Origin of the sequence: Pseudarthrobacter raffinosi (assembly GCF_023913835.1) — a bacterium.
Taxonomy (GTDB): Bacteria; Actinomycetota; Actinomycetes; order Actinomycetales; family Micrococcaceae; genus Arthrobacter; species Arthrobacter raffinosi.
The window spans coordinates 82,115-106,516 of the sequence record NZ_JAMXBG010000013.1; the positions used below are offsets into that span (position 1 = coordinate 82,115).

Annotated in this window: 20 protein-coding genes, 1 tRNA gene and 1 pseudogene; 15 read left to right on the forward strand and 7 right to left on the reverse strand. The window is 66.2% G+C overall.

Translation table 11 applies throughout. The annotated features are described in order from the left end of the window. Position 1 precedes the first annotated feature (1 nt). The 7 genes from NG697_RS13755 (at position 2) to NG697_RS13785 (ending at position 7,050) form a co-directional block, all read left to right on the forward strand. The gene (locus NG697_RS13755) at positions 2-718 is read left to right on the forward strand and encodes a 5-oxoprolinase subunit B family protein (protein WP_252602489.1); all 717 of its coding nucleotides are present in this window, start codon (positions 2-4) and stop codon (positions 716-718) included. After that, entirely contained in the window at positions 715-1,728 is a 1,014-nt protein-coding gene (locus NG697_RS13760; RefSeq protein ID WP_252602487.1) for a 5-oxoprolinase subunit C family protein, read from the forward strand. Before NG697_RS13755 ends, NG697_RS13760 begins: the two co-directional genes overlap by 4 nt. Before the next feature lie 50 nt (positions 1,729-1,778). Further along, on the forward strand, positions 1,779-3,119 hold the full coding sequence (locus tag NG697_RS13765; RefSeq protein ID WP_252614491.1) for an MFS transporter: 1,341 nt from the start codon (positions 1,779-1,781) through the stop codon (positions 3,117-3,119). 80 nt (positions 3,120-3,199) lie between these two features. Then, positions 3,200-3,949 carry an SDR family oxidoreductase gene (locus tag NG697_RS13770; protein ID WP_252602483.1) on the forward strand — a complete coding sequence of 250 codons (750 nt, stop codon included), beginning with the start codon at positions 3,200-3,202 and terminating at the stop codon, positions 3,947-3,949. Between the two features lie 77 nt (positions 3,950-4,026). After that, a complete protein-coding gene (locus NG697_RS13775; RefSeq protein WP_252602481.1) occupies positions 4,027-4,968 on the forward strand; it encodes a 2-hydroxyacid dehydrogenase in 942 nt (313 codons plus the stop codon). Positions 4,969-5,158: 190 nt separating this feature from the next. Then, positions 5,159-5,929: an SDR family oxidoreductase gene (locus NG697_RS13780; RefSeq protein ID WP_252614492.1), complete on the forward strand. Its 771-nt coding sequence runs from the start codon at positions 5,159-5,161 to the stop codon at positions 5,927-5,929. Continuing rightward, complete coding sequence (locus NG697_RS13785) at positions 5,929-7,050, forward strand: L-idonate 5-dehydrogenase (protein ID WP_252614493.1); 1,122 nt, start codon at positions 5,929-5,931, stop codon at positions 7,048-7,050. The genes NG697_RS13780 and NG697_RS13785 overlap by 1 nt, the downstream gene beginning before the upstream one ends. 10 nt (positions 7,051-7,060) lie before the next feature. On the opposite strand, the gene NG697_RS13790 is transcribed toward NG697_RS13785, so the two are convergent. The 3 genes from NG697_RS13790 to NG697_RS13800 form a co-directional block, all read right to left on the reverse strand. After that, the gene (locus NG697_RS13790; protein WP_252614494.1) at positions 7,061-8,734 is read right to left on the reverse strand and encodes a sensor histidine kinase; all 1,674 of its coding nucleotides are present in this window, start codon (positions 8,732-8,734) and stop codon (positions 7,061-7,063) included. Between the two features lie 70 nt (positions 8,735-8,804). After that, positions 8,805-10,178: a DNA repair protein RadA gene (gene radA / locus NG697_RS13795; protein WP_056347843.1), complete on the reverse strand. Its 1,374-nt coding sequence runs from the start codon at positions 10,176-10,178 to the stop codon at positions 8,805-8,807. Between the two features lie 199 nt (positions 10,179-10,377). Then, entirely contained in the window at positions 10,378-11,505 is a 1,128-nt protein-coding gene (locus NG697_RS13800; RefSeq protein ID WP_104063030.1) for an FUSC family protein, read from the reverse strand. Positions 11,506-11,738: 233 nt separating this feature from the next. Here NG697_RS13800 and pstS point away from each other — a divergent pair, with 233 nt between their 5' ends. From pstS to pstB, 4 genes are all read left to right on the forward strand, one after another. Next, positions 11,739-12,860, forward strand: a complete 1,122-nt coding sequence (gene pstS / locus NG697_RS13805) for a phosphate ABC transporter substrate-binding protein PstS (protein WP_252612042.1) — start codon at positions 11,739-11,741, stop codon at positions 12,858-12,860. A gap of 102 nt (positions 12,861-12,962) precedes the next feature. After that, positions 12,963-13,895, forward strand: coding sequence for a phosphate ABC transporter permease subunit PstC (gene pstC / locus NG697_RS13810; protein ID WP_104063028.1), 933 nt, complete (start codon positions 12,963-12,965; stop codon positions 13,893-13,895). Further along, positions 13,896-15,008 (forward strand): phosphate ABC transporter permease PstA, encoded by a 1,113-nt coding sequence (pstA, locus tag NG697_RS13815; protein WP_252614495.1) that lies wholly within the window; start codon positions 13,896-13,898, stop codon positions 15,006-15,008. A gap of 79 nt (positions 15,009-15,087) precedes the next feature. Then, positions 15,088-15,867, forward strand: a complete 780-nt coding sequence (pstB, locus tag NG697_RS13820; protein ID WP_058930354.1) for a phosphate ABC transporter ATP-binding protein PstB — start codon at positions 15,088-15,090, stop codon at positions 15,865-15,867. Between the two features lie 78 nt (positions 15,868-15,945). On the opposite strand, the gene NG697_RS13825 is transcribed toward pstB, so the two are convergent. The 3 genes from NG697_RS13825 to NG697_RS13835 form a co-directional block, all read right to left on the reverse strand. After that, positions 15,946-16,959 carry an inorganic phosphate transporter gene (locus NG697_RS13825; RefSeq protein ID WP_252602467.1) on the reverse strand — a complete coding sequence of 338 codons (1,014 nt, stop codon included), beginning with the start codon at positions 16,957-16,959 and terminating at the stop codon, positions 15,946-15,948. A 1-nt stretch (position 16,960) separates the two neighbouring features. Beyond that, the gene (locus NG697_RS13830; RefSeq protein ID WP_252602466.1) at positions 16,961-17,578 is read right to left on the reverse strand and encodes a DUF47 domain-containing protein; all 618 of its coding nucleotides are present in this window, start codon (positions 17,576-17,578) and stop codon (positions 16,961-16,963) included. 269 nt (positions 17,579-17,847) lie between these two features. After that, on the reverse strand, positions 17,848-18,507 hold the full coding sequence (locus tag NG697_RS13835) for a hypothetical protein (protein ID WP_056347859.1): 660 nt from the start codon (positions 18,505-18,507) through the stop codon (positions 17,848-17,850). A 205-nt stretch (positions 18,508-18,712) separates the two neighbouring features. Between NG697_RS13835 and NG697_RS13840 the strand changes: the two genes are divergently transcribed. Further along, a tRNA-Lys gene (locus NG697_RS13840) sits at positions 18,713-18,785 on the forward strand. Positions 18,786-18,901: 116 nt separating this feature from the next. Here NG697_RS13840 and NG697_RS13845 read toward each other — a convergent pair. Next, complete coding sequence (locus NG697_RS13845; RefSeq protein ID WP_252614496.1) at positions 18,902-19,819, reverse strand: ANTAR domain-containing protein; 918 nt, start codon at positions 19,817-19,819, stop codon at positions 18,902-18,904. Positions 19,820-20,426: 607 nt separating this feature from the next. Here NG697_RS13845 and NG697_RS13850 point away from each other — a divergent pair. The 3 genes and pseudogenes from NG697_RS13850 (at position 20,427) to malQ (ending at position 24,357) form a co-directional block, all read left to right on the forward strand. Then, positions 20,427-21,011 (forward strand): HhH-GPD-type base excision DNA repair protein, encoded by a 585-nt coding sequence (locus tag NG697_RS13850; RefSeq protein ID WP_252612048.1) that lies wholly within the window; start codon positions 20,427-20,429, stop codon positions 21,009-21,011. Between the two features lie 6 nt (positions 21,012-21,017). After that, positions 21,018-22,020, forward strand: a pseudogene (locus NG697_RS13855) (LacI family DNA-binding transcriptional regulator). A gap of 114 nt (positions 22,021-22,134) precedes the next feature. Further along, positions 22,135-24,357: a 4-alpha-glucanotransferase gene (gene malQ / locus NG697_RS13860; RefSeq protein WP_252614497.1), complete on the forward strand. Its 2,223-nt coding sequence runs from the start codon at positions 22,135-22,137 to the stop codon at positions 24,355-24,357. Positions 24,358-24,402: the final 45 nt, after the last annotated feature.

Genomic DNA, 24,402 nt, shown 5'->3' on the forward strand with positions numbered 1-24,402 from the left:
GATGACCGCTGCAACCCCTATCGAGGTACACGAATCAGGCGACGCCGCCCTCCGCGTCGTCGCCACCTCCCCTGACCGGGAGCGGAACTGGGCCGCGGTCCACGCCCTGGCGACATGGCTTGAGACGGCCGACGTCGACGGTGTACACGGCGCGGTTCCCACCTACGATTCGGTGCTGGTGGAGTTCGACCCCTACGTCACATCAGCCCGCCAGATCAGGGCCTTCGTCCTCCTGGGCATGCGCCAGCTGGATTACGTCGGCACCCCGGCCCGCACGCCCCGGCAGTTCGATGTCCCCGTAGTCTACGGCGGCGAGTACGGACCCGACCTCCAGAAGGTCGCGGACCACGAGGGACTCTCCGTTGCCGCGATCATCGCCCTCCACACGGCCAAGTCCTACGTCATCCGTTGCCTGGGGGCCCCGGCCGGATCGCCCATGATGGACGGCCCGGACTTCCCCCTGCCCGTACCCCGGCTCAAGGACCCCCGGCTTTCCGTGCCCGCAGGCGCCGTCTCCGTCGCCGGCCGGCAGGCAGTGATCGCACCGGCCTCCGCTCCCGGCGGGTGGTGCGTGATCGGCCAAACGCCGCTGACCGTTCTGAACCCGGACAAGCAGCCCCTGGTCCCGTACATGCCCGGCGACCTGCTCCGGTTCCACGAAATACCGGCCGCCGAATTTCAGCACTTTGCCGGCCTTGAACTGGAGGCATCCGCATGAGCGGGACCCTGACCATCCAGCAAGCCGGCCACTCCGTCGTCACAGACCTCGGCCGGTTCAAGGGGCCGCGCTACGGCCTCCCTGTGAACGGGGCCTTGGACCAGTTTTCTGCACGGGCTGCCAACATCCTGGCCGGCAACCCGGACAACGATCCGCTCCTCGAAGTCACAGCACTGGACTTCCGGATGCGGGCAGACTCAGACCTGCTCATCGCCGTCACGGGTGCGCCACTGACACTGACCGTGGGCGGGCGTGAATGTCCGCAGTGGGAGCCGGTGTCGGTCCTGGCCGGGGAAACCGTGGCATTGCACGGCATGAACACCGGGCTGCGCGTCTACGTCGCCGTCCACGGCGCCCTGGACGCCCCGACGCTGCTGGGCAGCTGCGCGCCGGACACCGTCGTCGGGTTCGGCCTGAAACTTGCGGAGGGCACTGTCCTGGGGGCCCGCAAAACCGTGCCGCCGATCAGGCAGCCGTACTTTGATCTTCCGCTGTTCCGGCTGGGGTTGACCCGCCCGGGAACCAGCGCCAGCCCGGTCATTGACGTCACCGACGGACCGGACATCGCCGAATTCGGCGACACCGCCGATCTCCTGTTCAACACCAGCTACACCGTGAGCGGTCGGAGCAACCACATCGGCCTCCGCCTCGGCGGGGCGCTTCCGGAACGGCAGTCAGCAGCGGAAGTCCTTTCCAGGGGCGTTCCAGTCGGGGCCATCGAGGTCCCGTCCCGGGACGAGCTCCTGGTGCTTCACCGGGGACGGGGCGTGACGGCCGGATACCCGGTACTCGGCGTCGTCACCAGCCGCTCGCTGGATGTCCTTGCCCAGGCCAGGCCCGGGCATACCATCCGGTTCCGCAAGACCACCGTGGCCGAAGCCACTGCGCGGCACCGAGCCGCAATGCGTGAACTCGAGGCGCTGCGCACGTCAGTAAATACAGTCTTTGGCTTACTGGGTGTGGGAGCCCCGGCAAGCTGGCGGGAACTCATGCCGGCGTCCGGAACCTGAGACCACCGTTACGTCCCGCCTCAGTCACCAGAAACAAAGTAAGGATCAAGATGTCAACGTCAACGCGAGCGGCCGGTCCGCAGAACGACCGCCTGGATGCCAGGCAAACCCGGAAGGTGGTTACCGCCGGTTGTGTGGGCATCTTCGTGGAACTCTACGACAACGGCATCTTCGCCTTTATGGCCGGAACCCTTGCCTTGGTGTTCCTCGCCCCCGGCAACCCGGACAACGCACTGCTGTTTGTCTTCGCAGGCTATGCCGTGTCCTTCTTCGTGCGCCCTTTGGGTGCCGTGGTCTGCGGTTACCTGGGTGACCGCATCGGCAGGCAGAAACTGCTGGTCTTCGTTATCCTGCTCATCAGTGTGGCAACCGCCGGCATCGGCCTGCTGCCTGCCTACTCGGCAATCGGCGTCGCCGCCCCGGCGCTCCTTGTGCTGCTCCGGATGCTGCAGGGCTTCTCCGTCGGCGGCGAGTCCGCCGGCGCCATGACGTTCCTCGCCGAGCACGCGCCGGAAGGCAAGCGCGGCATCATTACCTCCTACGCCCAGATCGCCTCTTTCGCGGCCCTGCTCACCGGCACGATGGTTGCCTACTCCATGTCCCCGTGGCTCACCCAGGCAGCGATCGACGGCGGCGGGTTTGGTTCCTTCGCCTGGCGCATCCCGTTCCTGGTCGCCGTCCCCATGGGCATCATCGGCTGGTACATCCGCAAGGCGATCAGCGATACCCCCAACTTTGAGAAGCTCAAGGAAGAAGGCGGTCTGTCCAAGAACCCGCTGAAGGAAGCCTTCGCCTCCGCCGAACACCGCCGTGCCATGCTGCTGGCCCTCTTCATCCCGCTGATGAACGGCTCCGGCTACTACGTCCTCTTCTCCTACATGCCCACGTTCCTCAAGGGCAAGCAGCTCAACTTCACCATCGGCGAAGCACTCCTCGTCACCGCCTGCAGCCTGGTTGTCATCTGCATCGCCATCCCGTTCATGGGAGCCCTCTCCGACCGGGTCGGCCGCAAAAAAGTCATCGCCGGCTCCGCAATCGCGATGGCCATCGTCGGAATTCCGGCCTACGCCCTCATCGCCACCGGCGAGATGGCACTGGCCATCCTGGGTGCCTGCATCATGGCAGTGGTCTTCGCCGGCCACACCGCCGTCATCCACATCCTGATCGTCGAACTGTTCCCCACCCGGGTGCGGTACTCGGCCTACGGCCTCGGGTATAACGTCTCCTCGGCTCTCTTCGGCGGCACGGCGCCGTTGCTGATGACCTGGCTGATCTCCTCCACCGGAAACATCTACATGCCGGCGTTCTACGCCGTGATCACCGCCCTTGGCACCCTTGCCGCCGTCAGCACGGTCAAAGACCGGGCGCACCAGCCGCTCCGGGACGCCTGAACCACTCGCCGAGACTGAGGCTTTGGCCCCCGCGTCCAAGCCATCCATTCTTTTGCCAACCCCACTCATTGGAGACTTCCATGTCATTTTCAGACTATTCAACTGCCCTCGTGACCGGCGCCTCCACCGGCATGGGCGCCGCCATCGCTGAACGCCTGGCCAAGCGCGGACTCCAAGTACATGCCTTCGCCCGCAATGAAGAACGCCTGCAGGAACTGGCGGACCGCACCGGAGCCATCCCGCACACCGTTGACCTCACGGACACTGCGGCGCTGACCGCAGCGGTGGAGGGCCTGAACGTGGACGTGCTCGTCAACTGCGCCGGCGTCTCCCGCCCCGGAAACATCCTGGACTCCACCGAAAACGACATCGACGAGCTGGTGGACGTCAACCTGCGCTCCCTTCTTCAGCTGACCCGCCTGGTGCTTCCCGGCATGGTGGAGCGGGACAAGGGCCACATCGTCAACATCAGCTCCATCGCCGGCGTCTACAACTTCTATGGCCACACCGTTTATCACGCCACCAAGGCAGCAGTGCACCAGGTCTCCCGGCAGCTGCGCAACGATACCGTGGGCAAACGCATCAGAGTCACGGAGATCTGCCCAGGCCGGGTGGAGACCGAAATCTTCGGCCGGAACATGGGCGGCACACCCGAAGCCATGGAGGAAGCATGGAAGACCTACTACGAGGGTTATGAGTCCCTCACGACTGACGACATCGTCAATGCGCTGGATTATGCCGTCGAAACACCCCAGCACGTGAACGTCGGCATGCTGGAACTCATGCCCACCTTCCAGGTCCCCGGCGGACTTACCTTCGACCGCCGCTGATCTGACTGCCCCTGATCACAGCCCGTGACGGGCAACAGCCCCCGCACCGCCAACAGCAGAAACCGATAGGTCCCCTGATGCACAACATCCGTACGGTCAGTTTCCCCGACCAGCAGCTGCTCGCCGATCTGGAGCCGCTTCCGGGCGGGCTCCGGGGCGTCGTCTGGGACCTCCGGTCCGATCCCCAGGGCGGAACCCTGGCTGAGATCGATGCCGTGATCCTGCCCTACATCGACGCCGGGGCGGTGCTGCCGGCGCTGGCCAACGTGCCAGGGCTCAAGTTCGTCCAGACCCAGTCCACGGGTTTTGACGGTGTCCGGGAAGCAGCCGGTCCGGCGGCCGGTGTGTCCAGTGCCGCCGGTGTGCACGCTGCGGCCACAGCGGAACTGGCGGTGGGACTCATCCTTGCCAAGCTGAGGGGGATTGACCAGGCGGTGAGGGATCAGCTGCAGGCTGCCTGGCGGCCCGAGCGCCGCCAGTCCCTCGCAGACCGCCGGGTGCTTTTGGCCGGCGTCGGCGGCATCGGGCAGGAGATAGCAAAGCGCCTGGAACCGTTCGAGGTGACAGTCACGCGGGTGGGGAGCGCCGCGCGCGACGACGACCACGGGCACGTGCACGCTTCCTCCGAACTGGCAGAACTCGCCGCCAGCCACGACATCCTTATTTCAGTCCTGCCCCTGAGTGACCAGACGCACCACCTGATCGGGGAGAAGGTCCTCTCAGCATTGCCCGACGGCGCGCTGGTGGTCAACGTGGGCAGGGGAGCCGTGGTGGACACGGCCGCGCTGACCAAGGAAGTAGCGTCCGGCCGGCTGCAGTGCGCCATCGACGTGGTGGATCCGGAACCGCTCCCGGCTGACCACCCGCTGTGGCGTTCGCCGAACGCCCTGATCACGCCCCATATTGGGGGTAACGCGTCCGCCTTCGAACCACGGATGGTCAAGCTCCTGTCGCAGCAGCTGGAAGCGCTGGCAGCTGGCCGCCTTCCGGCCAACCTCGTGCAGAACGGCCCCTTCTAGGGAGCAGCGCGAACGGACAGTTGGGGCCCTCTGAGAAGCGCGAACGGACAGTTGGGGCCCTCACCGCAGGGCCCAAGTGTCCGTTCGCGCGAAAAGAACGGCCGTCCCAACGTGGACGGCCAGGAACAACCACCGCGCCCCAGCGATCGGCGCCAAACAGCACAAACCGCGGCGAAGGAGCTGCTCAACTATGAATACACTTTTTGATTTGACGGGGCGGGTTGCCCTGGTGACGGGTTCGAGCCGGGGGATTGGCAACGCGTTGGCGCGGGCGTTGGCTGATGCCGGGGCGACGGTGGTGCTGAACGGGATTAATGCGGAGCGGTTGAAGGCGGCGGAGGCGGCGATGGCCGCGGACTTCGCGCCGGGGCGGGTGCATGGTGTCGCGTTTGATGTCACGAGTGATGCCGAGGCTGCCCGGGGTGTTTCGTGGGTGGAGGAGCAGGTGGGTCCGTTGCAGATCCTGGTGAACAATGCCGGGATCCAGCACCGGGTGCCGATGCTGGAGCTCGATGTGGCGGATTGGGAGCGGGTGATCAGGACGGATCTGACGGGCGCGTTCCTGGTGGGGCGTGAGGCGGCACGGCATATGATCCCGCGGGGCAGGGGCAAGATCATCAATATCTGTTCGGTGCAGACGGATCTGGCCCGGCCCACGATCGCCCCGTATGTGGCGGCCAAGGGCGGGCTGCGGAACCTGACCCGGGCGATGACGGCGGAGTGGGCGGGCTCCGGGCTGCAGATCAACGGGATCGCCCCGGGCTACATCCACACGGAGATGACGCAGAACCTGGTGGATGATGAGCAGTTCAATGCCTGGATCCTGGGCCGGACCCCGGCGCACCGGTGGGGCACGGTCCAGGACCTGGCCGGCCCGGCGGTGTGGCTGGCTTCGGACGGATCGGATTTTGTGAACGGGCAGACGATCTTTATCGACGGCGGAATGACGGTGGTGGTCTGATGGGCGCTTCAGCAGTGGCTCAGGGGACCGAAGCAACAGCCCTGCCTGGTTCCGGGGTGCCGGTGTCGGGTTTGGCGGTGGTGGCGCATGCGGCGGGGGATCTGCGGATCGAGGAGGTCCCGCTGGGTGCACCGGCCGCGGACGAGGCCGTGGTGGAGGTTGCCTATGGCGGGATCTGCGGGTCGGACCTGCATTACTGGCTGCACGGGGCGGCGGGGGAGTCCGTCCTGAGGGCGCCGCTGGTGCTGGGGCATGAGATTTCCGGGACCGTGGTCCGGGCCGCGGCGGACGGGACCGGCCCGGCCGCGGGCACCCCGGTTGCGGTCCATCCGGCCACCCCGGGTCCGGGTGCGGGGGAGGTGCGGTGGCCGGCGGACCGGCCCAACCTGTCCCCGGGCTGTACGTATCTGGGCAGCGCGGCACGGTTCCCGCACACCGACGGGGCGTTCGCCCGGTACGTGAACCTGCCGTCCCGGATGTTGCGGGCGCTCCCGGCCGGTCTTGATCTGCGGACCGCGGCGCTGATCGAACCCGCGTCGGTGGCCTGGCACGCCGTCGGACGTGCCGGGGACGTGGCCGGCAAGAGTGTGCTGGTGATCGGCTGCGGCCCGATCGGCGCCCTGGCCGTCACGGTCCTCAGACGTGCCGGCGCGGTTCGGATCACCGCCGTCGACGTCCATGCCAAACCGCTGGAGATCGCCGCCGCCGTCGGCGCGGATCACACCCTGCAGGCCGGGGATACGGACGCGATCGCCGCGGTGCAGGCCGATGTGGTCATCGAGTCCTCGGGCAGCCACCACGGCCTGGCCTCAGCCATTCAGGGCGCGGGGCGCGGCGGTACCGTGGTCATGGTCGGGCTGCTGCCCACCGGACCCCAGCCGGTCCTGATCTCCCTGGCCATCACCCGGGAACTGGACCTGCGCGGATCCTTCCGCTTCAACAACGAAATCGACGACGTCATCACAGCCCTCGCCGACGGCACCCTGAACATCGGCCCCGTCATCACCCACGAATACCCCCTCAGCCAAGGCCTGGAAGCCTTCGAAACAGCCAGGAACTCCGCCACATCAGGAAAAGTACTCCTCAACTTCCAACCGGCAGGCGCAGTGCTCCAGCCCTGAGAACTGTCGTTCAGGACGCCGGCAGGACGAATGTCGCCGTGGTCCCTGCGCCCGGAGCGCTGGTCAGGCTCATGGAACCGCCGTGGCCCTCGACGATGGTCTTGCTGATGGGGAGCCCCAGGCCCGCCCCGGGGATGGCCGTTTCGCGGGACCGCGCGGAGCGGAAGAATTTGGTGAACGCCTGCTCCTGGTCTTCCGGGCTCATGCCGACGCCGGGATCGGTGATCGAGCAGACGAGGTCCGTGCCGGTGCGGTGCGCCCGGGCGGTGATGCGGCCGCCGTCGGGAGAGTATTTGATCGCGTTGGAGAGCAGGTTGCTGACCACCTGGCGGATCCGCGGGATGTCCATCCGGGCGGTGAGCGACGGCTCCACCTCCAGGACCAGTTCAAGGCCCCTGTTGGCGGCCTGGGGGAGCGTGAAATCGACGACGTCGGCGAGGAGCCGGGCGAGGTCGGCCTCCTGCAGCGAAAGGTCCACATGTTCAGAGGCCACCGCAATCAGATCGTTCACCAGGCCCAACAGCTGCGTCGCGTTCCGGTGTACCACCTGCAGTTCGGCTTCGATCCCTTCATGCCCGGGTTCCTCCAGAACGAGTTCGAGGTAGCCGAGAATGGACGTCAGGGGCGTTCGCAGCTCGTGGGAGACGGTGCCAACGAAGTCGTCCTTCGCGGCGAGCGCTGTGATCAGGGCTGTCACGTCCACCAACGTTATGACACCGCCGCTGCGCGCTCCGTCCCTGGAGCAAATGGCGTGCGCGCTGACGGAAAAGGCGCGCTGGTCCTTTTCATCGCCTGCCCAGATCAGCTCGTCCGTGAACATATCGCCCCGGGCAACGCGGGCAGCGGGGAGCCCGCCGGAAGGCACCGGCGTCGCCCGGTCGCTGAGCAGCAGGGTGGTAGTGCTCTCCGCTTCGGTCAGTCGGGCCAACGTCGGATCATCGCGCATGGCCCGGTTGATCAGGACATTGTTTCCGTCCTTGTCCACCACCCAGACGCCCACTCCCACCGCCGCCAGCACGGCGTCCAGGAGCCGCTGGCGGTCCACACTCTCAGCAAGCGTTTCCGCCAGGGCCTGGTCTTTCCGCAGCAGCGCTTTGCGCTGCCGGTGGAGTGTTCCTGAGACGATATGCGCGGAGACGGCGATTGCAGCCATCACCAACGGCAGGAAGATGGTCCGGATCATCGACCCCTGGGTGGGCGGGGAGTCGAGGGCCGCGGCCGGGACGACGGTACTGAGCACGACCCCCAGAACAGCGAGGAGCACCCTGCTGCGCTGGCGGCCCACGGACAGCCAGATCACGGGGAAGACGAGCATCAGGCTCAAGACATTGAAGCCTGGCCCGCCGGCTTCCCTCGTAAAGCCAATGGCAAGGCAATCCAGGACCGGAATCACACTCAACACGCCGGCCGGCAGCCTGCCCCATGGGATAGCCGCACACGCAACGAAGATGACCGAATGGCCCAGCAGCGCCAGCCTGAAACGCTCATCCACGAGGGTTTCAGGGCTGAACAACGCAGCGGCCGCCACGATGAGGACCACCGTCACCGTCAGCGGCAGGTGGCTCAACACCACGCGCCCGCGGGCGCCAAGGCCCCCGAATAGCGCGTCGATCCTCCCTGCGAGAAGACCGTCGTTTGGCGGTTCCTGGCCCGGCGTCGAGCCATTTCCTTGCGTTTGATGCATCAGTCTGTCCCCCAGACACAGCCGTGATGACCTCCGGCTGCCTGAAGGTCGTTGTGAAAGCCTGGCTGCCCTACCCGATCAGCAGGCTCAACGCCTCCGTAAGGTGCTCCACTTCCCGGACGGAGAAGCCTGGTGGCACGGGTCCGGGTCCGTTGTGGCTGGCCGGGACCACTGCGTGGGTGAAGCCCAGACGGTGTGCTTCCTGGATGCGCTGGTTTATGCCGGGCACGGGACGGACCTCGCCGGCCAGGCCTACTTCGCCGAAAGCGATCAGCCGGATGGGCAGGGGTTTGCGGGCCTTCGCGGACGCGACGGCAAGGGCAACAGCGAGGTCAGTGGCCGGTTCACTGAGCTTCACACCGCCCACGGTAGCCACGTAGGAATCGTCCTTGTGCAGCAGGCAGCCGGCACGCTGCTGCAGCACCGCCAGGAGCATGGACACCCGTGAACTGTCCAGGCCGCTGGTGGCCCGGCGGGGCTGCGAGTTGGCGCTCTCGGCAAGCAGCGACTGCACCTCGGCCAGCAGCGGCCGCCGCCCTTCCATGGTCACCGTGATGCAGGTGCCTGAAACAGGTTCCTTGGTGCGGCTGACGAACAGCCCACTGGGGTCCGTCAGACCTTCGATGCCGTTCTCATTCAGGTCAAAACAGCCGACGTCGTCCGTGGGCCCGTACCGGTTCTTTACCGCACGCAGCATCCGGAGCCGGGAATGACGCTCGCCTTCGAACTGGCACACCACATCCACCAGGTGTTCGAGCAGCCGCGGCCCCGCGATGGACCCGTCCTTCGTCACGTGCCCCACCAGCAACGTGGTCATGTTCCGGCGCTTGGCCGCCGCGATGATGGACGCCGCAACCTCACGTACCTGCGAGACGCCGCCGGCGCTGCCATCCACGTCTGCGCTGCTGAGGGTCTGGACCGAGTCCACAATCAGCAGCCGCGGCTCGATCTTCTCCACCTGCCCCAGTGCCTGCCCCAGGTCCGTTTCGGCGGACAGGTACAGGGAATCCGCGACGGCGTCGATCCGTTCGGCTCGCAGCTTCACCTGCGCCGCGGATTCCTCGCCCGTGACATACAGGACATCCTGCGCCGTGCGGGCGAACTTGGCCGCGACATCCAGCAGGAGGGTTGACTTGCCCACACCAGGTTCACCGGCCAGCAGGATGACCGCACCCGGGACCAGGCCGCCGCCCAGCACGCGGTCCAGCTCGTCCACGCCGGTGGGCAGGAAAGCCGCCGTAGTGGCATCCACCTCGGCAATCCGGCGAGCCGGCTCCAGAACTGTGGTTGCCGCCGTCGTACGCGCTACGGCGGCGCCGGTTTCCTCAACCGTGCCCCACGCCTGGCACTCGCCGCAGCGCCCCACCCACTTGACCGTGGTCCAGCCGCATTCGGCGCACTTATAAGCCGGCGCTTTGGACGCCCGGGAAGTCTTTGTTGCCATGGGTTCCACCCTACTGGCGGGCACCGACAGTATTGGCCCGAGAGAGGGCAGCATGCAGCGCGGGGGGTTGACCTATTTGGAGGGCAGGCACCACTGGTGATGCCGGGGAACGCACAGGAACGCTCAAGACCCGCGAGATGACAGCACATGCCGATGGCAGGCCTCGGGACTGGCGCGAAGTGCCATCTGGGCGACAGCGCTACAACCCCGGCAGCACGTCCCGGGCCTCGCGCGCATCCATGCCGGTGGCCTCCAGGAGGTCCACCATGAGTGGCCGGAACAGCATTACCACAGTCTCACCCTCAAGCCGCTCGACCTCCAGCAATTTGGGGTGCAGCCTCATCGCGATCTCGCTGAAGTCCTGCCGGGCCGTCCGAAGATGGGCGCGGCGCACGCCGTCCTGCGTTTCCGCCAGGCCGAGCGACAGTTCATCAATCGCGGCCGCGGTTTCCTGGAGCACGTCGGCGATGTTCGCGGTGGCGTTGTCTGAAAGCGCGGCGTGGTTGATGGCGCTGGTCAGCCGGCGTGCGAAGACGCGGCTGTTCCTGAGCGCAAGGTCGATGAAGTCAAGGGAATTCTCAAGCCGGTCCAGCTCGTCGCGGTGCCGGCGGTGGGCCGGTGCGAGGGTGGCCACTTCACCGGAAGCGCGCAGGGAATGGCGCATCGCGTCCACGAGCGGCTGGCAGTTCCGGCCGCGGATCAGCGCGTGCCAGGCCTGCGTGGAGTCGCTTTCGGTCAGGGCGGTGGCGCATTCCCGAAGCACTTCGGCCAGTTCGTGGAGCAGCTTCCGGACATCCTTGCGGGGCTCCCGGCGCGGATCCTTCGGAATCAGGATGGTCACCAGGAGGGCGAAAAGGCCACCCACCACGGCGTCCAGGCTGCGCGTGAAAGGCCCGCCGTCCGGCGCCGGCAACAGCACCACAAGCAAGGATTGCAGGCCCAGCTGCGTGGTGAAGATGTTGCCGCTGTCCAGGAAACGGGCCAGCAGGATGGAGAACAGAAGTACGACGGCGGCCTGCCAGATTCCGCTGCCCAGCCAGTGCTGCAGCAGATCACCGACGGCGATCCCGATGGTGCAGCCGAGGCCCACCTCCATCACCCGGCGCAGCCGCGGGTCACGCGAGAAGCCCAACGCGATCAGTGACGATGTGGCCGCAAAGAGGGGTCCGGAGTGCCCCAGGACGTACTCGGCGAAGGCATACGCCCCCACCGCGCACGCGGTCATCTGGACGGCGGGAACCAGGGAATTCCGGCTCCGGACCAGGCCGGTCCGGATGCGTCCGCGCAGGAAACGCCTGCTTGCTGAGAATCCTGCTGCTGCGGCCATGCCCTCCAGTCTATTTGCCGGCCCGGCACCTACGCCCGAAAGTGTGACCTGCGCAATGGTGACGCTGCAGTTGTAAGCCAATATGCTGCCGTCGTTAATCTCCTGTTCATCTGCGGCCGCCCATCCCGTTACCTGCGGCCCATACCTTCGTTGAAGGTACAAAACGTACGCATCGCGCTGCAGGGCGTCTCCGGTCCTGCCGCCGCTGAATATCCCTGGAAGGGGTACATCTAGTGAAGGCACTCCGTTTCGGCCGCCACGCGGCTATCGCTGTAATCGCAGTCGGCGCACTCGCGCTCACCGCCTGCGGTTCAGATAACGCCACGGGCAACACGCCTGCAGGCAACCAGACTTCCGCCGGCCCCAAGGTCACCGGCACGCTGACGGGCATCGGCTCTTCCGCGCAGGGCGCAGCGATGGACGCCTGGAAGACCAGCTTCGCCGCCGCCAACCCCGGCGCCACCGTGCAGTACTCCCCGGATGGCTCCGGCGCTGGCCGCAAGGCGCTCGTGGACGGGTCAGCCCAGTTCGGCGGCTCGGATGCCTACCTGAAGGACGAAGAGTTCGCATCCTCCAAGACCGTCTGTGGCCCTGACGGCGCCATCAACATCCCGGTCTACATTTCCCCGATCGCGGTTGCCTTCAACCTCCCGGGCATCACCGAGCTGAAGCTTGACGCAGCTACCGTTGCCAAGATCTTCCGTGGCCAGGTCGCCAACTGGAACGATCCGGCGATCGCCGCCCTGAACCCGGGAGTCTCCCTCCCGGACCTGAAGGTCACTCCCGTGAACCGCTCTGACGATTCCGGTACCACCACCAACTTCACCGAGTACCTTGCGGCTGCTGCTGCGGATGTTTGGACCGACAAGGCTTCCGGCGTTTGGCCTGCAAGCCTGCAGGGCGAGAACGCCAAGGGAACCTCCGGTGTTGTCAAGACCGTCACCGATACCCCCGGCGCAGTGACTTACGCAGATGATTCCGCAGTCAGCGGCAAGCTCGGCGTTGCTCAGATCAAGGTTGGCGAGTCCTTCACCAAGATCTCCGCTGACGCAGCCGCAAAGGCTGTTGATGCAGGCAAGCCCGTTGAAGGCCGCACCGCCAACGACCTGTCCATCAAGCTGGACCGCAAGACCACAATTGAAGGCGCATACCCGATCGTCCTGGTCTCCTTCCACGTTGTCTGCGCCACCTATGACAAGCAGGAGACCGTTGACCTGGTCAAGGCCTTCGAGAACTATGTAGTTTCCAAGGAAGGCCAGCAGGCCGCCGCCGATTCTGCCAAGTCCGCGCCGCTGTCCTCGGCCCTGGCCGAGAAGGCCGTCAAGGCCATCGAATCCATCAAGGTCAAGTCCTAGTACCTGTCCCTGAACCATGTTCCCCGCCACGCCGAAAGGCGGGGCGGGGAACTTTGGCTTGTAAGCTCGATTTAGGCACCGCCCACAACCGAAGGGTCTGGAATGACCGCCACCCCCCTGACTAGTTCCCAGGGCGCAGGCCGCGCCGGGGATAAGATCTTTTCCGGCGCCGCCCTGACCGCCGGGTGCCTCATCCTCGCCGTCTTGTTCGGCGTGGCACTCTTCCTTGTTGTCCAGGCCATTCCGGCGCTCACCGCCCCGGCCGCCGAGATCCAGGGCGGCGAAGGCTTCTTCGCCTACATCTGGCCGATCGTTATTGGCACCCTCATTGCGGCCACCATTGCCCTGGTGATCGCGACACCCATCGCCATCGGCGTGGCCCTGTTCATCTCTCACTTCGCCCCGCGCGGACTGGCGTCCGGCCTTGGCTATGTGGTGGACCTCCTGGCCGCCATCCCGTCGGTGATTTACGGTGCCTGGGGCGCGGCGTTCCTTGCCAAGGAAATCTCCCCCGCCTACAACTGGCTGGCCGAGAACATGGGCTGGTTGCCCATCTTCCAGGGTCCCGCCTCTGCCACGGGCAAAACCATCCTGACCGCGGGCATTGTGCTCTCGGTGATGGTCCTGCCGATCATCACGTCCCTGAGCCGCGAAATCTTCCTGCAGACGCCCAAGCTACATGAGGAAGCCGCCCTGGCCCTCGGCGCCACGCGCTGGGAAATGATCAAAATGTCGGTCCTGCCGTTCGCCCGTCCGGGCATCATCAGCGCCGTCATGCTGGGCCTGGGCCGTGCGCTGGGCGAGACCATGGCAGTTGCCCTGGTCCTCTCTTCCGGTGCCCTGACAGCCAGCCTGATCACGTCCGGCAACCAGACCATCGCCGCGGAGATCGCCCTGAACTTTCCCGAAGCGAGCGGCCTGAAGGTCAGCACGCTCATCGCCGCAGGCCTGGTCCTGTTTGTGATCACCCTAGGCGTGAACATGATTGCCCGCTGGATCATCACCCGGCACAAAGAATTCTCGGGAGCCAACTAAATGTCCTCCACTCTTACCCCCGTGCGCAGTAAGCGTTCAGCCCTCACCAAAGGCCAGCTACCCAAGTACGCGCCGTACGTTGTCCTGGGACTCGCGCTCATCGTGGGCGCGGCAATCCTGGCACTGATCGGGTTCAATGCCTTTGGCTGGGGCATCGTCTCGGCCATCCTCTTCGCTGCCGGCCTGGTGGGCTGGAGTGCGGCGGTGGAAGGCTCACGCAAAGCCAAGGACAAGCTGGCCACCTGCCTAGTGGTGGGCTCGTTCCTGATCGCGCTGCTCCCACTGATCTCCGTGATCTGGACGGTGCTGGTCAACGGAGTCCCCGGCCTCATCGCCCCGGGCTTCCTCACCAGCTCCATGAACGGCGTCACGGGCGTCTACGACAATAAGGCCGTTGAAGAGGGTGCCCCCGTTATTGGTGGCATCTACCACGCCCTGTTGGGCACCATCCAGATCACGCTGGTAGCCACCTTGATCTCCGTGCCCGTCGGACTGTTGAGCGCCATTTACCTGGTGGAGTACGGCCACGACGGCCGTTTGGCCCGTGCCATCACGTTCTTTGTGGACGTTATGACGGGCATCCCGTCCATCGTGGCCGGCCTGTTCGCCGCAGCGTTCTTCTTCGCCGTGGTGGGGCCCGGCACCAAAACGGGTGCCGTCGCCGCCGTCGCGCTTTCGGTCCTGATGATTCCCGTAGTGGTGCGTTCCAGCGAGGAAATGCTCAAGATCGTCCCCAACGAACTGCGCGAAGCGGCCTACGCGTTGGGTGTGCGTAAGTGGCGCACCATCCTCAAGGTGGTTATCCCGACGGCGATCTCCGGCATCGCGTCCGGCGTCACCTTGGCGATCGCCCGCGTTATCGGTGAGACTGCGCCCATCCTGGTCACCGCCGGGTTTGCCACCAGCATCAACACCAACGTGTTCGGCGGCTGGATGGCCTCGCTACCCACGTTCATCTACACCCAGATCCTGAACCCCACCTCGCCGGCGAACCCGGACCCGTCCTCGCAGCGGGCCTGGGGCGCCGCCCTGGTGCTGATCATCCTGGTAATGGTGCTGAACCTTGGCGCCCGGCTGGTCGCCAGGACCTTTGCTCCCAAGACCGGCCGGTGAAATTTTTACAGCAGGCCATTCCGGTCCTCGCGGCCAAACCCTAGACTTCAATCCGTACCCCAGCAAGTGAAGGAACACCATGTCTAAGCGCATCGACGTCAAAGACCTGAACGTGTACTACGGCGATTTTCTGGCCGTGGAGGATGTCAGCATCAACATCGAGGCCAAGTCCGTAACGGCCTTCATCGGTCCCTCAGGCTGTGGCAAGTCCACGTTCCTGCGCACCCTGAACCGCATGCACGAGGTTCTGCCCGGCGCCCGCGTCGAAGGCGAAGTCCTGATGGACGGCGACAACCTCTACGGCCCCGGCGTGGACCCCGTGACGGTGCGTTCGCAGATCGGCATGGTCTTCCAGCGGCCCAACCCGTTCCCCACGATGTCCATCCGCGACAACGTGCTGGCCGGCGTAAAGCTGAACAACAAGAAGATCTCCAAGGGCGAGGCCGACGTCCTCGTAGAGAGGTCCCTCCAGAGCGCCAACCTCTGGAACGAGGTCAAGGACCGCCTGGAGAAGCCAGGATCCGGCCTGTCAGGCGGCCAGCAGCAGCGCCTCTGCATCGCCCGTGCCATTGCGGTGGAACCGCAGGTGATCCTCATGGACGAGCCGTGCTCCGCGCTGGACCCGATCTCCACGCTGGCCATCGAGGACCTTATCAACGATCTCAAGGACCAGTACACCGTGGTGATCGTGACCCACAACATGCAGCAGGCCGCCCGCGTTTCGGAAAAGACGGCGTTCTTCAACATCGCCGGTACCGGCAAACCGGGCAAGCTGATCGAATACGGGAACACTCAGACCATCTTCAACAACCCCAACGTGAAAGCCACCGAGGACTACGTCTCCGGCCGCTTCGGATAAGCCCCACCGGCTCCCTAACCTCGCAAGCTCGGCCAGGGAGCCGGTGGGGACAGTCGATGCGGCGTTTAAAGCTTGCGCTCAGCCCGCCAAAGGTGACATCGCCAAGGCCAGCACGAACGCCCCGGCAGCGGTTGCCGCGGGGGTCAGGACCCACAGCCCCAGAATGCGGATCACCAGCTTCCGGTTGGTCACGGAGAAGTTCTGGTTCTCGCCTGCGCCCAGCACGGCGGACGTCACGATGTGGGTGGTGGACACGGGCCAGTGCAGTCCGATGGCGCCCACGAACAGGATCACCGCGCTGAAGATCTGGGCCACAGAGCCCCGCAACGGGTCAATCCGGGTGATTTTGTAGCCGATGGTTTGAGAGATCCGCCAGCCGCCGAAAAGCGTTCCCACCGTTATCATCACCGCGGAGAGCAGCGCCACCCACATGGGGATAGTGCCGCCGTCGGAATATCCAGCCGCCAGCAGGGCCAGCAGCAGCACGGCACTGATCCGCTGGCCGTCCTGCAGGCCGTGCCCGAATGCCACGGCGCCGGCGGCGATGGACTGGCTGCGGCGGAAGCGTTGGTTGACAACGTTGGGCTGGGTGTAGCGTGCCGCCCACGTGACTGGGAAAACCAGCAGGAACGCGCCGCTGTAAGCAACCAGTGGCGACAGGAGCAGCGGCAGGACCACCTGGAACAGCAGCGACTCGTTCACCGCGCCCACACCTGCGCCGCCCACGGCCAGGCTGGCCAGACCGGCGCCGCCCAGCCCTCCCACCAGGGCATGGGTGGAGGACGCCGGGATGCCGCGCCACCACAGCAGGACACCCCAGACGCAGGCGCTCGCGAGCCCTGCAACCAGCATGCTAAGGCCGTTGGTGCCGTCTGGAAGGCTGATCCAGGTCTGGCTGATGGTTACCGCCAGGCTGGCGCTGAGCAGGGCGCCCAGGAAGTTGAAGAAGGCCGCAAGCAGCACGGCCACGCTTGGCGTGAGCGCCCGGGTGCGGACAGCCAGCGCAACGGACGTGGAGGCGTCCCTGAAGCCGTTCAGGAAGGCAAATCCCGCGGCCAGCACAACCACCGCAGCAAAGATGACTGCGGTCACCTCAGGATTCCTTGACGATGATGCTGCCCACCTGGGTGGCAATGCGCCGCATGTCCTTGGTGACTTCCACCAGCTGGTTGGCGATGTCGCGGTGGCGGGAATACTGCGCCCACTTCATTTCGTGGATCATGTCCGCCACCCAGACCCGGTGCGACCGTTCGGCGCGCTTGGCCAGCCGCAGGATCTCGATCCAGTAGTCCTCCAGGTCATCGAGGTTGTTCAGCCGGCGCATGGCGTCCACCGTGAGTTCGGCCTGCCGGCTGATGACATCCACCTGGTCCGCCGCCCGTTTTGGCAACCGCTCCAGCTTGTACAGGGCCACCAGCTCGGCGGCGGCATCCAGTTTCTCGATGGCCTCGTTGAGGTAGCGGGACAGTGCGTACATGTCTTCGCGGGGTAGCGGGTTTACGAAGCTGGTGCGCATGTGGGTGAGCAGGGCGAAGTGAAGCTCGGCGGACGTGGCCTCGTGGTTGTGCATGTCGTCCACGAGTTTTGCGTGCTCGGACGCGGGGACGCCAAGGATCTCTGCCATGGTGGCGCTGGCGTGCACAATTTGCTGGGCCATCTGGGACAGCAGGGTCAGCCCTGCGGGCTCCTGGGGAAAAAGGCGCAGCTTCACGTTGGGATACCGGTCTCCGGGGATGTACAGGGGTCGGGGGCCGCCCACTTGTGACTTGACGCAGGCCAGCAGCTGATGTTGATTCTACCGGCCCAGTGCCCGCGGCCTGTAAACAGGCAGAAAAATGGTGCCGAACCGGATACGCCTCTCGGCGGTAGGCCGCTCTAGGCGGCTAATTGTTGAAGCCCGGGGGTTTCGCGGCTCGACACCAGTTTCAGTGTTCTACGTTGCTTGGCCCAAGTCAACATTGACAGACCTGCGCCGGTGGTTCAGTCGAGCTCGCCCAGCCGCCAGGCGTTTGCCGCATGTTCAAGGTCCTCGGCCGTCTTCACGAGCTGGTGCGAGTTCCGCGTGAGCTTGCTTGCGTGGGCCTCGTTGCCGAGCTCGGCACCGTCGGCGATCGTCGCCTGGCCCAGCGCCACCACGCGGCAGAACGCGGCGGAACGTTCCAGCGCGACGTCGAACTCGCCGTCGAACGCTCCGGAGAGAATGGCGTCAGCCATGGTCCGCATTTCCTCGGCTCCCGGCGGTTCAGCGGCGCCGGCCACCACGTTGGAAACCTGCGCGGTGTCCTTGCCTGCTCGGAAGTACACGGAGATCCGTTCGGGGTCCTGGACGGTGGCGGCGCGCAGGGCGTACAGCCGCCAGAGGGCGCCGGGCAGCGAACGCGCCGGGCTTTCCGCCCACATCTCCGCGATGGCCTCCAGGCCCTGCTCGTCGGTCAGCTTGACCAGGCGTTCGGTGATGACGGGATCGTCGCTGTCGCGTCCGTGGCGCACCAGTGCCTGGGCGGCGAGGTGGGCGGCCTCGGAGACGCGCGCAGGATCGGGGCCGCCTGCGAACGGCTCAAAGTCGATGGGGGCGAACGGCTTGGGCTTGTGATGCCGGTTGGCTCCGCCGTAGTGACTGGGTCCTGCTTGTTCGCTCATGCCCCCCACGCTACTCCTGTGCCGCGCGGGAAATCGAGTACTGTTTGCAGCCAGGATGGACCTTGCCAGCGCCGGTGACGCTGTGTGGAATTCGGAACATACGACGGCGGCGGACAACCTGCGTGCCAAAGCCGCCCCGTGTGTGGGGTAAAGTATTTTACGTCCAGAAATGGACTGGGCTGATCGGTCGTTTGACCGTCGGCTGGGGCCTTTAGCTCAGTTGGTAGAGCATCGGACTTTTAATCCGTGGGTCGTGGGTTCGATCCCCACAGGGCCCACCCACGCGGAAGACCAGAGACACTTCGTCTCTGGTCTTCTTTCGTGTACACCCCAGCACGGGCACGGGCACGGGCATGGGCATTGGCGGTGGCCAACGTGGATGACCTGAGGAAGCCTAATGCTCGAAATGCGTGTCCGGTGCTCCGCCTGGCAGGTTCGCCAGGATGCCCTCAGCCACCTTGCGGAGCTTGATGTTCCGGTGGCTGGATGCCTTGGCGATGATGGCAATTGCGTCGTTGTAGGAGCACCTGTTCTGCGCCATGATGACGCCGCAGGCAATGTCGATGGACGTCCGGCTTTCCAAAGCTGACTGCAGGTCCGACGCCCTGGTGCTGGCCGACTCCAACTCAAGGGCCAGCCTGAGGCCGCGGGACGCGAGGTCAGCGAAACTGCGGGCCTCGGCGGTGACGTGCAGCGGGAACGCCTGGGGGCTGGCTGCGAAGAAGGCGAGGGCGGCCTCGGTGCCCTCATCCAGGGAAAGCCGCAGGCCCAGGACGCTGTCGAACCCGGCGTCCTGCAAGTGCGGCCGGTAGCGTCCCCAGCGGAAGTCGGAGGCCACGTGGTTCATGGCCGCGGTCCCTGTGCCGGTGAGGGCTTCGGTCAGGGGGCCTTCGCCGACTTCCTTTTCCAACCGGGCCAACGTCGCGGTCCGCGTGCCCGTTCCAGCGGTGGTTCTGGAGCGTTTGGCCCGGCTCATGACCAGGGCGCATTCGATGGGAACGCCGGCGAGCCGGCTCAGCGTGGCGGCTCCCAGGTGGGCCAGGATCTCCAGGGAGTCAGACAGGTCCTTCGAGCCGGTGACCAAGTCAGGGATAAGCCCGTCGGCGCCGACCATCCCGATGGTGAACGCCTTGGCTGCCGGTTCCGCGCCAGGACGATCGCCCGGTGCCGGGATGGGCCTGCGGTCCGGGATTGCCGCCGGCCCCGGATGCGGGGCTGCATGCTGGGTGGTGTGTTGGGCCGGATGAGCGGGCGCTGGCCTCCTGCCCGCCGACGCGTGTGCCTGGGAAGCCTCGGATCGGGAATACTTCACCTTCGCCTCCCGCCGGCACACCAGGAACTGATTGGAAGCGTTTGATGAATGTGAAGCGTGGAGGACAAAGGGCCGGCGACGGCTGGGGGAGAGGCCTTGGTCTCTAAGACCTCCTCGTCGCCGGCCCCGCTTATTTCCCGGACCCCTTGGAGCGGGAAAACGCGGCTGCCGAGTCGTGTATTCATCCTTCCCACAACCCCCTAGTGAGACATCCAAACCAGTGCGGTTTGCGAGTCTTAACTCATTAGTCGAACTTAGTTCTGGCAGGGCCCCCGGCAACCGCGTAATCGGTACTTGTTTTTCAAATTAGGTAGTACTTGGTTTTTCGGAAGAACTATTCAACTCCGCGCTGATGAGTTCTCCTCCGCCGGCACGATCACCATGAGCCGGCGTTCAGCGTCGGACCCCTCCGGCGACGGAGTTTCGGCGCCCTCGTCGAACACCTGGAACTGACCCGCGAACTCGGTGTTTTCACGGTCCGGTACCGGGCGGCAACTTCGTGTCCGGATACCGAGTTTTTGTCCACGTAATGCGCAAAACGACTGGCGAAGTCCCATTACATGGACAAAAACTCCAGGTCATGACGCAGGCCGCGGGAGGTGGAAAGATGAGGGCCATGGAACTGCATATCACCGGTGACCCGGCCGCCGACCAACTGCTGACCGATGACGCGTTTGCGCTGCTGACAGGCATGCTGCTGGACCAGCAGGTAACCATGGAATCCGCCTTTGCCGGGCCGGAGAAGATCCGGGCCCGGATCGGGTCCATCGCCCCGGCCGCGGTGGCCGCGTACGAACCTCAGGCTTTCGTCGACGTGTTCAAGGAACGGCCGGCGGTGCACCGGTTCCCCGGCTCGATGGCGGGACGTGTCCAGGCGCTCGCCGAGACGGTGCAGCATGACTGGGACGGCGACGCGACGCTGATCTGGACCAAGGGCGACCCGGACGGCCCGGAGGTGCTGCGCCGCCTGCAGGCACTGCCAGGATTCGGGGAGCAGAAGGCAAAGATATTCCTTGCGCTCCTGGGGAAGCAGCGCGGGCTGAACGCACCCGGCTGGCGCGAGGCCGCCGGCCACTACGGCGAGGAGGATGCCTTCCTTTCGGTTGCCGACATCGTGAGTCCCGAATCGCTCGCCAAGGTGCGGGCCAGCAAGCAGGCAGCAAAGGCGGCGGCCAAGGCTGCCAAAGGCTGACCGCTCATGGCAGTGACCATGAACGATGTGGCGCGCGTCGCCGGGGTGTCGTTGAAGACCGTGTCGAACGTGCTCAACGACTACGAGTTCATCCGGCCGGCCACCAGGCAACGGGTCCAGGATGCCATTGCCGCACTGGGCTACGAGGCGAACCTGACAGCTCGCAGCCTGCGCTCCGGGAAGACCCACATGCTGGGCCTGGTGCTGTCCGACCTCGCGGCGCCGTACTACGCAGAGCTGGCCTCAAGGGTGATGGCGGCGGCGGAGCGGCGCGGCTACCGCGTGCTGGTGGAAGTCCGGCGCCCTGGAAGCCAACGAACTCGGTGCCCTGCAGGGTCCGCTGCGGCAGCTGACCGACGGACTCCTGTTCACGCCACTCGTCATGAGGGCCGATGCCGTCGCCTCCCACCGCGGCAGCAAGCCGGTGGTGCTGCTCGGCGAGCACATTCAGGTTCCCCGGCTGGATCTGGTCACCATGAGAAACCAGGACGCCGCCCAGGCCCTCACCGCCCACCTGCTGGCCGGAGGCCGCCGTCGTATTGCCGTGCTCGGCGCCCATCCTGGCGAATCAGCGGGCTCGGCCGGCCTGCGACTCAACGGTTATCGGAGCGCACTGGAGGACTCCGGTGTCCCGTTTGACCCGGCCCTGGTGGCACCCGGGGAATGGCGCCGCGACGGGGGAGCAGCCGCCGTCGCCGGCCTCCTGGAACACGGCATTCCGTTCGACGCCGTCTTCGGGCTCAACGACGCCCTCGCCCTGGGCGCCATGCACGAACTGCTCGTCCGTGGCGTGAAGGTGCCCCAGGACGTTGCCGTGGCGGGCTTTGACGACATCGACGAGGCACGGTTCGCCTCGCCGTCGCTCACCACCGTGTCGCCCGGCATGGATGAGATTGCGGAACGGTCCGTCGGGTTGCTGATCGACCGGATTGACGGGCTGGAAGCGAGGGCAGACGGGGTCCACGCGGAGGCGGGCTTTGACCTGATAGTCCGGGATTCGGCGCCCTGAGGGCTGCCGCCGGACTATCGTTGGCTGCAACAGTCGTGCGCGGGGGCGTGTTGCTCCCGTGCGTCAGCAAGCAATGTAAGTTCGGGCCCATCACACCAGACGAGGCGGACATCCATGAAGGCTCCAGACCAGCAGCACGCTCAAATTTTCGGCACACCGGTTCCACCGGGCTATGGTGATGCCGCCGGTCATGAGCCCGTGGACCGGCACCTGCTCCAACGCCTCGCCGACGTTCACGGCGTGGGCACCTCGTTCCACGGCTGGGACGGGCTGCCGCACAGCGTCGCCCCGGAGACCCTGACCAAGGTTCTGGCGGCGCTGGGCGTCCCCGCCCACACGAACCAACTGATCGAAACTGCCTTGGCCGAGGCGGAAGTGGCGCCGTGGCGGCGGATGCTGCCGCCCGCCGTCGTGGTCCAGCAGGGCCAAACCGCACTGGTTCCCGTCCACGTCCGGGACGGTTCGACAGCGCGTCTGACAGTTGTGCTCGAGGCCGGTACGGGCGAGCCCGTGGAAGCTGTCCAGCAGGACGTCTGGGTGCCGCCCCAGGAGGTGGATGGTGTGGCCACCGGCCGGGCCACGTTTGCCGTGCCGGAGGGGTTGCCGTTGGGCTGGCACACACTGCAGGCAGAGTCCGACGGCGTCACAGCCGAGGGCGCGCTGGTGGTGGTTCCGGCGCGGCTTACCACCGCCGATTCCTTGGTGGAGCGGCGGGGGTGGGGCCTGGCAACCCAGCTCTATTCCGTGCGGTCCAAGCGGTCCTGGGGGATCGGCGACTTCGCCGACCTCGCGGACCTGGCCACACTCAGCGGCGCCCGTGGCGCGGACTACGTGCTGGTCAACCCACTGCACGCCGCGGAACCCGTGCCGCCGGTCCAGCCCTCGCCCTACTCGCCGTCCACGCGGCGCTTCTTCAGCCCGCTGTACATCCGGGTGGAGGCCATCCCGGAAATCGCCTACCTGAAGCTGCGTAAGCGCGCAGCGGTGGACAGCCTGCAGGAGCAGGTCCAGGTCCTGAACAAGGACGGGGAACGGCTGGACCGGAACGCCGTGTACGCCGCCAAGCTCCAGGCCCTGGAACTCCTGTATCACGCCCGGCGCTCGCCGGCGCGGCAGGCAGCGTTCGACGAATTCTGCCGGATCTCCGGCTCCGGGCTGGATGACTTTGCGCTGTGGTCCGCCATCCGGGAAGACCTGGCACCGGACCATCCGCTGTGGGCCGACCCGGACTGCGCGCTGGGATCCCCTGAAGCGGAGTCACTGCGCCGGAAGCTTGCGGACCGGATCGGGTTCCACCGCTGGCTGCAGTGGATCTGTGATGAGCAGCTTGAGAACGCGCAGCAGGCGGCGCGCCGGGCGGGGATGCGGCTGGGCGTGGTGCACGATCTTGCCGTGGGCGTGGACCTCAGCAGCGCCGACGCCTGGACCCTCCGCGGTGTCCTGGCGCCCGGGATCAGCGTGGGGGCGCCGCCGGACATGTACAACCAGCTCGGCCAGGACTGGAACCAGCCGCCGTGGCATCCAGCCCGCCTGGCGGAGGCCGGCTACGCGCCGTTCCGCAACATGCTCTCCACCGTACTCCGGCATGCCGGCGGCATTCGGGTGGACCACGTGCTGGGCCTGTTCCGCCTTTGGTGGGTGCCGGCCGGCAACTCCCCGCGCGACGGCGCCTATGTCACGTACGACCACGAAGCACTGATCGGTATCCTGGCACTGGAGGCCCAGCGTGCCGGCGCCGTGGTGATCGGCGAGGACCTGGGAACCTTCGAGCCGTGGGTGCGCGACTACCTCGCTGCCCGCGGCATCCTGGGCACCTCCATCCTCTGGTTCGAGAACGACGGCGATTCACCCCTGCCGCCGGAGCTGTACCGCACGCAGGCCCTCGCCAGCGTCAACACCCACGACCTGCCGCCCACCGCCGGCTACCTGGCGGGCGACCACGTGGCTCTTCGCAGCAGGCTGGGCCTCCTGGCACGCCCCGAGGCGGAAGAGCGGGCGGAGCACACGGCCACGCTCGAAAAGATGATGGGGCTGCTGCGGGAACGCGGCCTGCTGCCTGAGGGTGGCTACGGCAGCACCGGCAGCGAGGAACGCACCATCGAGGCGCTGCACCGCCTGCTGGCCCAGACGCCGTCGGTCCTTCTCGGCGTGGCCCTGGTGGATGCGGTGGGGGAACGGCGCGTGCAGAACCAGCCCGGCACCACCGAGGCGCTGTATCCGAACTGGCAGGTCCCGCTCGGTGATCCGGACGGCCGCGCGATGCTCATTGACGACCTCCCCAACAACGCCCGGTTCAACTCCCTGCTGGCCGCGGTTTCGGAGGCGCTGCGCGGCTGACCCATGCCGCAGCTGACCTCGATCGGTAACCCGCTTAGCCGTGGG

Excerpts from the sequence above, each read along its gene's own strand:
- NG697_RS13800 (WP_104063030.1), bottom strand. The coding sequence starts at position 11,505 with ATGGCCGCAGCAGCAGGATTCTCAGCAAGCAGGCGTTTCCTGCGCGGA.
- malQ (WP_252614497.1), top strand. The coding sequence starts at position 22,135 with ATGAAGGCTCCAGACCAGCAGCACGCTCAAATTTTCGGCACACCGGTT.
- NG697_RS13770 (WP_252602483.1), top strand. The coding sequence starts at position 3,200 with ATGTCATTTTCAGACTATTCAACTGCCCTCGTGACCGGCGCCTCCACC.
- pstA (WP_252614495.1), top strand. The coding sequence starts at position 13,896 with ATGTCCTCCACTCTTACCCCCGTGCGCAGTAAGCGTTCAGCCCTCACC.
- NG697_RS13850 (WP_252612048.1), top strand. The coding sequence starts at position 20,427 with ATGAGGGCCATGGAACTGCATATCACCGGTGACCCGGCCGCCGACCAA.
- NG697_RS13835 (WP_056347859.1), bottom strand. The coding sequence starts at position 18,507 with ATGAGCGAACAAGCAGGACCCAGTCACTACGGCGGAGCCAACCGGCAT.
- NG697_RS13765 (WP_252614491.1), top strand. The coding sequence starts at position 1,779 with ATGTCAACGTCAACGCGAGCGGCCGGTCCGCAGAACGACCGCCTGGAT.
- pstC (WP_104063028.1), top strand. The coding sequence starts at position 12,963 with ATGACCGCCACCCCCCTGACTAGTTCCCAGGGCGCAGGCCGCGCCGGG.
- NG697_RS13790 (WP_252614494.1), bottom strand. The coding sequence starts at position 8,734 with ATGCATCAAACGCAAGGAAATGGCTCGACGCCGGGCCAGGAACCGCCA.
- NG697_RS13755 (WP_252602489.1), top strand. The coding sequence starts at position 2 with ATGACCGCTGCAACCCCTATCGAGGTACACGAATCAGGCGACGCCGCC.
- NG697_RS13775 (WP_252602481.1), top strand. The coding sequence starts at position 4,027 with ATGCACAACATCCGTACGGTCAGTTTCCCCGACCAGCAGCTGCTCGCC.
- NG697_RS13785 (WP_252614493.1), top strand. The coding sequence starts at position 5,929 with ATGGGCGCTTCAGCAGTGGCTCAGGGGACCGAAGCAACAGCCCTGCCT.
- NG697_RS13780 (WP_252614492.1), top strand. The coding sequence starts at position 5,159 with ATGAATACACTTTTTGATTTGACGGGGCGGGTTGCCCTGGTGACGGGT.
- NG697_RS13760 (WP_252602487.1), top strand. The coding sequence starts at position 715 with ATGAGCGGGACCCTGACCATCCAGCAAGCCGGCCACTCCGTCGTCACA.
- pstB (WP_058930354.1), top strand. The coding sequence starts at position 15,088 with ATGTCTAAGCGCATCGACGTCAAAGACCTGAACGTGTACTACGGCGAT.
- radA (WP_056347843.1), bottom strand. The coding sequence starts at position 10,178 with ATGGCAACAAAGACTTCCCGGGCGTCCAAAGCGCCGGCTTATAAGTGC.